At 70.3% G+C, this 8,607-nt stretch carries 8 protein-coding genes; 3 read left to right on the top strand and 5 right to left on the bottom strand.

Annotation, left to right across the window (positions count from 1 at the left end; all coding sequences use genetic code 11):
* Positions 1 to 120: 120 nt before the first annotated feature.
* Both ACIBO2_RS33325 and ACIBO2_RS33320 read right to left on the bottom strand, forming a co-directional pair.
* Positions 121 to 801 carry an SDR family NAD(P)-dependent oxidoreductase gene (locus ACIBO2_RS33325; protein ID WP_358543413.1) on the bottom strand — a complete coding sequence of 227 codons (681 nt, stop codon included), beginning with the start codon at positions 799 to 801 and terminating at the stop codon, positions 121 to 123.
* A 32-nt stretch (positions 802 to 833) separates the two neighbouring features.
* On the bottom strand, positions 834 to 1,787 hold the full coding sequence (locus ACIBO2_RS33320) for an NADP-dependent oxidoreductase (protein ID WP_358543415.1): 954 nt from the start codon (positions 1,785 to 1,787) through the stop codon (positions 834 to 836).
* 99 nt (positions 1,788 to 1,886) lie between these two features.
* Between ACIBO2_RS33320 and ACIBO2_RS33315 the strand changes: the two genes are divergently transcribed.
* The gene (locus tag ACIBO2_RS33315; RefSeq protein WP_357960600.1) at positions 1,887 to 2,597 is read left to right on the top strand and encodes a helix-turn-helix domain-containing protein; all 711 of its coding nucleotides are present in this window, start codon (positions 1,887 to 1,889) and stop codon (positions 2,595 to 2,597) included.
* A 4-nt stretch (positions 2,598 to 2,601) separates the two neighbouring features.
* On the opposite strand, the gene ACIBO2_RS33310 is transcribed toward ACIBO2_RS33315, so the two are convergent.
* Positions 2,602 to 3,432, bottom strand: a complete 831-nt coding sequence (locus tag ACIBO2_RS33310; protein ID WP_358543417.1) for a glutamate ABC transporter substrate-binding protein — start codon at positions 3,430 to 3,432, stop codon at positions 2,602 to 2,604.
* A 140-nt stretch (positions 3,433 to 3,572) separates the two neighbouring features.
* Complete coding sequence (locus ACIBO2_RS33305) at positions 3,573 to 4,169, bottom strand: XRE family transcriptional regulator (RefSeq protein WP_358543419.1); 597 nt, start codon at positions 4,167 to 4,169, stop codon at positions 3,573 to 3,575.
* Between ACIBO2_RS33305 and ACIBO2_RS33300 the strand changes: the two genes are divergently transcribed.
* Complete coding sequence (locus ACIBO2_RS33300) at positions 4,104 to 5,951, top strand: MFS transporter (RefSeq protein ID WP_397302008.1); 1,848 nt, start codon at positions 4,104 to 4,106, stop codon at positions 5,949 to 5,951. The two genes, ACIBO2_RS33305 and ACIBO2_RS33300, sit on opposite strands and share 66 nt — an antisense overlap.
* A gap of 109 nt (positions 5,952 to 6,060) precedes the next feature.
* Here ACIBO2_RS33300 and ACIBO2_RS33295 read toward each other — a convergent pair whose 3' ends face one another.
* Complete coding sequence (locus ACIBO2_RS33295; protein WP_358543423.1) at positions 6,061 to 7,077, bottom strand: LacI family DNA-binding transcriptional regulator; 1,017 nt, start codon at positions 7,075 to 7,077, stop codon at positions 6,061 to 6,063.
* A 278-nt stretch (positions 7,078 to 7,355) separates the two neighbouring features.
* Between ACIBO2_RS33295 and ACIBO2_RS33290 the strand changes: the two genes are divergently transcribed.
* Positions 7,356 to 8,606: a sugar ABC transporter substrate-binding protein gene (locus ACIBO2_RS33290; RefSeq protein WP_358543425.1), complete on the top strand. Its 1,251-nt coding sequence runs from the start codon at positions 7,356 to 7,358 to the stop codon at positions 8,604 to 8,606.
* Position 8,607 lies beyond the last annotated feature (1 nt).

The following is an 8,607-nucleotide window of genomic DNA, read 5'->3' as shown; positions in this document are numbered from 1 at the left end:
GGGGTTTGGGTGGGCGGTGTGGGTGGTCTGGCGCGTCGCGCCCCCCCCGCCCCCCCCCCCCCCCCCCCCCCCCCCCCACGGCCGGTGCCTTCCTGGCAGGAGCACCCACGAGTAACCCGATCAGCCTGTGAACTCCAGTTCGGCCCGGTCGCGGCTGCTGTACAGGTCCCAGTAGACCGAGGCGATGTCGCCCGCCTCCGCCGTGGGGAAGCCCGCCGGCGCGTTCGAGCCGATCCAGACGCTGATCGCCACGTGCGCGGCGTAGACGCCCCGCTCGGCCAGGACGCCGTTGAGGTTGAGCACCCAGTTGCGCAGGGCGGCGGCGGCCGCGTTGATGTTGCCCATCATCGGGTTCGGCGTGATGGAGCCGCCTCCCGTGGTGAACAGGAGGGTGCCGGCGCCGGCTTCGAGCATCGCGGGCAGCACCTGGTTGGCGGCGGTGACCGCGCCGTACAGGTAGTAGTCGATCTGCGGCTGGAGGTTGTCCACGGTCACCTCCAGCGGGCCGGCCATGGTGATGCCGGGGACCGGGGTGTGCGGGGCGGGGGAGTACTCCAGTACGTCGATGCCGCCGAAGTGGGCCGCCGCTTGGTCCAGAGCGGCGGCCAGGGCGGCGCGGTCCATGATGTCGGCGGGGAAGGCCGCCGCGGTGACGCCCGAGCCGGTGAGCTCGGCGACAAGCCCATCCAGTTTGTCCTTGCTCCGGGCGATCAGGGCGACGTCGAAGCCGTGTCCGCCGAAGAGCTTGGCGATGGACAGGCCCATACCGGGGCCGGCACCGACGATGGCGAGGGTAGGCATGATCAACTCCTTTGGGATAGAGGGAAGCGGACTCAGGCGATGGAGACCGCGAGCTTGCCCCGCGCGCCGGTGCCGAAGTCGGCGAACGCCTGGGCGACCTGGTCCAGCGGGTAGGTGGCGGTGATGGGCACCCGCAGGGCGCCCGTGGCGGCATCGGCGGCCAGCTTGTCCAAGGTGAGCTGGTTCGGGTCGGCCATCACCGAGGTGACGCTGACCTCATGACCGTTGACCTCCTGACCCTGGACCGCGTCGGGGCCGAAGCCGAGAGTGGAGGCGAGCCGGCCGCCCGGCCTCAGCAGAGCCGCCAGCTGAGCGCCGTCGCCGGCCAGGTGCAGCACCGCGTCCACCCCGTTCGGGGCCAGGGCGCGCACCTGCGCCTCCACTTCCCCGGTGAAGTCCACCAGGTGGATCTCGGCGTCGGTCAGCTCTCGTACGAAATCGCTCTCCGCACCCGGTCGCGCGGTGGCGAGCACCCGGGCGCCGCGAGCCACCGCGACCTGCACGGCGAGTGCGCCCACGCCGCCGGTGGCGCCGGAGATCAGGACGGTCTCGCCCTTCTGCGGGTCCACGGCGTCGACGCTGTCCAGAGCGGCCGTTCCGGCCAGTCCCAGCGCTCCGGCCGTAGCGGTCGAGAGCCCCTGGGGAATGTGCGCCACACCGTAGGCGGCGGACACGACAACGTACTCGGCAAGCGAGCCGGTGCCCAGGAACGGCTTCATCGCCACGCCGAAGACGTGGTCCCCGACGGCGAACCCCTCGGCGCTTTCGCCCACGGCCTCGACCGTGCCCGCGAAGTCCTTGCCCGGGATCAGCGGGTAGCGGTGCTCCATCATCTGCTGCAGGTAGCCGGCCGCGGTCGCCGCGTCGAAGCCGTTGATCGACGAAGCGGCGACCTTCACCAGCAGTTCACCGGCCTCTGGCCGGGGCGCGGCCACCTCGGTGACGGCGGGGCTCGCGGGGACGGAACTCAGGGCGACTGCGCGCATGGGTGACTCTCCTCAACTAATCGGAATGGCTTATCCGTTTGTTCTGTGCAGCGTAACAGCAGAATCGGATAGGCCATTCCGATTCTGTATGATGGCTTCATGAGCCCTGCCGCCCGCCGCGTCCCCGCTTCCCCAGACCCGTCGGCAGACCCTTCGACCCAGGGCCTGCGCATCGATGCCCGGCACAACCGCGATCGCATCCTGGCCGCGGCCCGGCGGGTCTACGCGCGCGACGGCATCGAGGCCTCGATGGCCTCCGTGGCGCGCGAGGCGGGCGTCGGAATCGCGACGCTCTTCCGGCATTTCTCCGCCCGCGAGGACCTCGTCGCGGCCGTCTTCGCCGACACCATGCAGACGTACGCCGATGCCGCCGCCACCGCGCTGGCCGACCCCGATCCCTGGCATGGATTCACCTGGTACATCGAGACCGTCTGCGGCATGCAGGCCGCGGATCGCGGTTTCTCCGAGGTGCTGACCATGACCTTTCCCAGCGCCAGGGCCATGGAGGCCAAACGGGACGAGGCCTACCGCGGCTTCAGCGAGCTGGTCGTCCGGGCCAAGGAAGCCGGTCGGCTGCGCCCCGACTTCACCACCGAGGACCTGGTCATCCTCCTGATGGCCAACGCCGGTGTCATCGCGGCCACGGCCGGCGCGGCCCCTGAGGCGTGGCGCCGGCTCGTCGGCTGCATGATCCAGTCCTACGCCGTCCCGGACCCCGCGAATCCCGAGCCCCTGCCGCCCGCGCCCACCCCGACGGCCCTGTACCGGGCGATGATCCGCTTGAGCCGCGCCCCCGCGGAACGCCGATGACCTCTTAGGCGCAGCCTTCGAACTGCGGCACTGAGGTGGATATCGAAAGACCCGTCGCGCCGAAGTGTTCGCGGAGAAGCTTGGGCGCCGTTCCGGACTGGTACATCGCGGTGATGGCCCGGTTGACCGCCTCGCATCCGGCTACGTCGCCATGGCGTAGGGCGACGCCGTACCGCTCCTCCGTGAAGGGGGCGTGGACGATGGTGTACGCGCCCTTGTCCCGGGCGGCGAACCCGGCCAGGATCAGGTCGCCGGTGGAGACCGCGTCCACCGCGCCGGATCTGAGGAGGTCCACACACTCGCTGTAGGTGCGGGCCGGGACCAGAACGGCGGCCACACCGCGGCCTTCAATGATCCGCGACGTGGAGATGGAGCCCTGGGCCTCGCACAGTTTGCGCCCCGCGAGATCTCGTACGTCGCCGATGTTCGTCGTTCCGTTGCGGACCAGGATGTCCTGCTGCGAGACGTAGTACGGCCCCGCGAACGTCACCTGCGTCTTGCGCGGTGGGCTGATGGAGTAGGTGGCCACCACCATGTCCGCCTCGCCGGAGTTCAGCTTGGCCTCCCGGCCTTCCGACGTCGTGGCGACGAAGGAGACCTTCTTCCCCAGGTGGCCGGCCACATAGGTGGCCACGTCCACGTCGAAGCCCTCGAAGGTGCCCTGCTTGGTCCGCAGGCCCAGGCCGGGCTGGTCCGGCTTCACCGCGACGATCAGCTCGTCCTTGTCCAGGATGGACGGGGTATGGCGGAGGGCGCTCATCCCGCACCCGGCCGATGTCAGGGTGATGGCCGCTGCCACGGCGACTCGCGTGAGGCCGCCGAGTAACTCGCTCATCGCTCCTCCGGGGTGCGGGCCTGCCGACGCGAGCCCCACGGTAGGGAAGGACGATGAAGCAAGAGTGAACCAGCGGTGGCGGCACCCGGTCGAGATGATGACGGTGGACGTGGTCTAGGGCTTGAGGTCCCCGAGCTCTCTCACTCGGCCGAGCCAGGTCTCGGTGCCGCGCGGACGTGCGTGCGTTCGCCCTGTCTCCCGATGAGACTCAGGAACTCGACGGGACCGGCACTGGTGGCCCCGAACCAGTGCGGGGTGCGTGTGTCGAACTCCGCCGCCTCCCCGGGCTTGAGGATGAGGTCGTGTTCGCCGAGTACGAGGCGGAGCGTTCCGTTGAGGACATAGGCCCAGTCATAGCCCTCGTGGCTGCGCAGGTCGGGTTCGGCCTCGTCGCTTCCGGCCGGGAGGACGAACTTGTAGGCCTGGATCCCGCCGGGCCTCCGGGTCAGCGGCAGGATGACGGCGCCGTCGCCACGGGAGATGGGCCGCAGGTTGACGCGGGGGTCGCCGGTCGGCGGCGCGTCGACGAGCTCGTCGAGGGTGACCCCGTAGGCGCGAGCCAGCGGTAGCAGCTGCTCGAGCGTGGGACGTCGCAGGCCCGCCTCGAGCCGGGACAAGGTGCTGATGGAGATCCCGGTCTCCGCCGCGAGGTCGGCGAGTGTGACGTCCCGATGCAGCCGAAGGCGTTTCAACCTCGGTCCGACGGCGTCGAGAGTGCGGTCAATGGCTTCATCCATCCTGCCATTTTGCCATTTGGCAACAGCGTTTGCACAACCGCCTTGACGCTCAGCACCATGAGGAACGCACCCGCAGAGAGGGACGACCCATGGCCGGTAACTACACCATCCGACCGCGCCGGAGCCCACCGCTCCGGCGCCGATTCCCCCTGCCCTCACGAAAGGAATCCCGTGAGTACGAGCCCGTCCTCAGGCGCGAAAGCCCCCGGCCCGACCATCCAAGACCCACGGCAACGACGCACGATCTTGGCCGGCGTCTGCGTCGCGCTCATGGCCGTCATCGCTTCGGTGTCCGGGTTGAACGTCGCCCAGCCGGAGCTCAGCGTCGCCTTCGACACCTCGCAATCCCAGGTCCTGTGGTTCATCAACATCTACACCCTCACTCTGGCCGCGTTGCTCCTGCCGCTCGGCGCGCTGGGCGACCGGTGGGGCCGCCGGCCGGTGCTGCTCGCCGGCCTGCTCGTCTTCGGCGTGGCGAGCGCGGCGGCCGGCCTTGCCACATCGTCGGAGCTCATGCTCGCCGCGCGTTTCCTGAGCGGCGTAGGCGCGGCGATGATCATGCCGGCCACCCTCGCGGTCATCACCTCGACCTTCCCGGACGAGGAACGCGCCAAGGCGATCGGCGTGTGGACCGGCGTCGCCGGCGGCGGCGGCATCTTGGGGATGTACCTGTCGGCCATCCTGGTCGACCTGGCGAGCTGGCGGTGGCTCTTCGTCCTGCCGGTCGTGCTCGTCGTCGTCGCCATCGCCATGACGCTGCGATCCGTCCCGAACTCGCGTGAGGCGTCCGGGCACGGGTTCGACGCCGTCGGTTCGCTGTCGTCCGTGGTCGCGGTGGTCGGGCTCGTCTTCTTCCTCCAGGAGGGTCCCGAACGAGGCTGGACCGCGCCCGCGACACTACTGAGCCTCCTCGTCGGCGTCATCGCCGCCGCCGGATTCGTGGCATGGGAGCTACGCCGCCCGGCGCCACTCCTCGACGTCCGCCTGTTCCGCGAGCGAGGTCTCGCGAGCGGTTCCGTGTCGCTCCTGGCCGTCTTCGGCGTGCAGGCAGGGATCTTCGTGGTCCTCTTCCCGTACTTCCAAGCGGTGCTCGGCTGGTCCGGCCTGCGCTCCACCCTGGCCCTCATGCCGATGGCGCTGCTGATGATGTTCGCCTCCGGCCTCGCCCCGAGGGTGGCCGCGCGCGTCGGCGGCCGCTCGACGATGGCCTCGGGGATCTTCCTGGGTGGCGCGGGGCTGGTCCTCATGGCCACCTTCGTCTCCGTCGACGGCGGCTACCTGTCGATCCTCCCCGGCATGCTCGCCATGGGACTCGGCATGGGTTTGACGATGACGCCCGCCACCGAGGCCATCACCACCGCCCTGCCGCGTGCGCGTCAAGGCGTCGCGTCCGCGCTCAACGACGTCACCCGGGAATTCGGCACCGCGCTCGGTGTCGCGCTGCTCGGAGCGGTCCTGACCGCCGGATACCGCGGCGCCATCGACGCCCGCCTCGACGGAGTGCCGGGCGCCGACACCGCCCGCGAGGGCGTCGTCAACGCCATCACGGCCGCCGGCGGGGCCGGCCCCCAGGTGCGGGCGCTGATCCGAGCCGCCCAGGAGTCCTTCGTCGACGGCTGGCAGCAGGCCATGTGGGCGGGCGCGGCGGTCATGGCGGTCCTGTTCGTCTACGTTCTCGCGCGAGGTCCGCGGCAACGTACCCAGGGCTCCGGTAACGACAGCCGGGAATCCATTCCTGTCCGGGGGAGTGCTCAAAAGGCAAGTCGAATCGATTCGACTTGACCATAAGCGTCTCTTGGCGCGGTGGTCAAGAGCCAGGAAACGGTCGCGACATGCCGCCGTCTCGCGGACCGGGCCGGATCGGACCCAGAGTGAGTCTCAGGCGGTGTCGTCAGGCGCGGGGCCGGGCGGGCCCGGTCGTGGCGCGCAGCGAGATCGGCGGGGCGATCAGCAGGTGGCGGTGCGGGGTGGCCGGGTCGGCGATGCGCTGGATGAGCAGCTCGACGGCGCGGGCGCCCATCTCGTCGGCGGGGACGTCGGCGGCGGTGAGCGGCGGGTGCAGGTTCTCGGCCCAGTGCTGGGCGGCGACACCGGCGATGGAGAAGTCTCCGGGCACGGTCAAGCCCGTCTCGGCCAGCGCGCGGTACATGCCGGACACCGCCGCCTCGTTGATGGTGGCGATGGCGGTCAGCTCCGGATGGTCGGCGAGCAGCTGCCGCAGGCAGCTCTGTCCGGCCTGGGCGTCGTCGGCGCAGCAGACCCGCACGCCGTGCAGGCCGCGTTCGGCGATGGCGCGATCGAAGCCGGCCTGCGCGCGGTGGCCCGGCCCGTAGCCGGCGGCGACCAGCTCGGCGTTGCGGTTGACCAGCGCCAGGTGCCGGTGGCCGAGGTCGGCCAGGTGGTGGACGCACTTGGCGATGAGCGTCTCGTAGTCGATGTCCACCCAGGACATGTCCTCCGGGCGGCGGGTACGGCCGATGCCGACGAACGGCGGGCCGCTCTCCAGCAGCCGGGTCACCCGGTCGTCCTCCAGCCGGATCTCCATCAGGATGACGCCGTCCACGCGCCGCCCGGTGACGACGCGCTCGAAGGAGCGGTCGTGCTCGCCGCCCGAGGGTGACAGCAGGACGTCGAGGTCGGCGCGGGCGGCGGCGTCGACCACACTGGCCACGAAGCCGAGCTGCATATCGGTCAGGCGCTGGCTGGCCGGCGGGATGACCAGGCCGATGGTGCGGGTGCGGCCCTCCTTGAGCGCCCTGGCGGCGGCGTTGGGCCGGTAGCCCAGCTCGTCGATGACGGCCTGGATGCGGCGCTTGGTCTCCTCCGACACCGGGCGCTTGCCGGTGAGCGCGTACGAGACGGTGCTGCGCGACACGCCCGCCCGCTTGGCGATCTCTCCGATGTTCACCCGTGCTCCTCGTCCGATCCGCCGCCCGGCGACCATGGTAGGTCGAACCGGTTCACGAGATGGTACGTCCTCGGAGTCCGTGACGAGGATATGCCGCCTGCCGCGCATCCCCCACGACATCCCGGTGATCCAGTCGCACCTCCCATTGACTCTCGCGGGAAGCGGGCCTATCTTCAGCGAATCGGTTCGGCGAATCGATTCGACCCGGCCGGGAGACGGCCGCGTAACGCCTGTCAGCGGAGGTCAGCCCAATGAGAGCAGCGGCAAGGAGCCGGCGTGTGGCCGGCGCGAGTCTGGCGGCCCTGGCCGCCGTGGGCGGGCTGGTCGCCTGCTCGTCATCGCCCGAAAACGGCAACGGTGCTTCGGCGAGCGCGAGCCCGGCCGCCGGAGGCGGGACCTACACGGTCTGGGACCCCTACCCGCAGTACGACAAGAGCTCGGATTGGGTGAAGCTGCTGGAGAAGTGCGGCACCGATGCCGGCGTCAAGGTCGAGCGCACCGGTTACGACACCAGCGACCTGACCAACAAGGCGCTGCTGGCCGCTCAGCAGGGCAACTCGCCGGACGTGCTCATCGTCGACAATCCCGTCGTTTCCACGCTGGCCGAGGCAGGCGTTCTCACCACCACCGAGGAGAACAAGCTCGACGTCACGGCGATCGCGCCGAACCTGCTGGCCGCCGGTCAGAGCGGCGGCAAGACCTACGGCGTCCCGATCGGCGCCAACACCCTCGCCCTGTACTACAACAAGGACGTCCTGAAGAAGGCCGGGGTGGACATCGCCTCGGTGAAGGACTGGGCGTCGCTGACCGGGGCGCTGGAGAAGGTGAAGGCGTCCGGCAAGAAGGGCATCACGTTCTCGGCGATCGGCACCGAGGAGGGCAGCTTCCAGTTCCTGCCCTGGTTCTGGGGCTCCGGCGCGAACCTCACCAAGCTCGACTCGCCCGAGGGCGTGTCGGCGGTGGCGCTGTGGAGCGACTGGCTGAAGAAGGGGTACGCCCCCAACTCGGTCATCAACAACACCCAGACGACGAGCTGGCAGGAGTTCGCGAGCGGCGACTTCGCCTTCGCCGAGAACGGCACCTGGCAGCTGGCCAACGCCAAGAAGGCCGGTTTCGCGTACGGCATCATCCCGGTCCCCGCCAAGGGCGGCGGCACCGCGCCCGCGCCCACCGGCGGCGAGTTCGTCAGCATCCCCGTGCAGTCCGACACCGCCCGTTACGCCACCTCGCAGAAGCTGGTGACCTGCCTGACCAGCGCCGACAACTCGCTCACCACGACCACCACGCTGTCCTACATCGCGCCCACGGAGGCGGTGCAGGCCAAGCAGGTGGCGGCCACACCCGACCTGCGGGTGTGGGTGGAGGCGGTCAAGGCGGCCAAGGGCCGCACCAGCGACGACCTGGGCACCAAGTACCCGAAGATCTCCGAGCCCATGTGGGGCGCGGTGCAGGCGGCGCTGAGCGGGTCGAAGTCTCCCCAGGAGGCGATGGCGGCGGCGCAGTCGTCGGCGGCGAGCGCGATCCAGTAGC

Source organism: Nonomuraea sp. NPDC050022 (assembly GCF_044460705.1).
Taxonomy (GTDB): Bacteria; Actinomycetota; Actinomycetes; order Streptosporangiales; family Streptosporangiaceae; genus Nonomuraea.
This window is presented reverse-complemented; position numbering and strand designations above follow the sequence as displayed.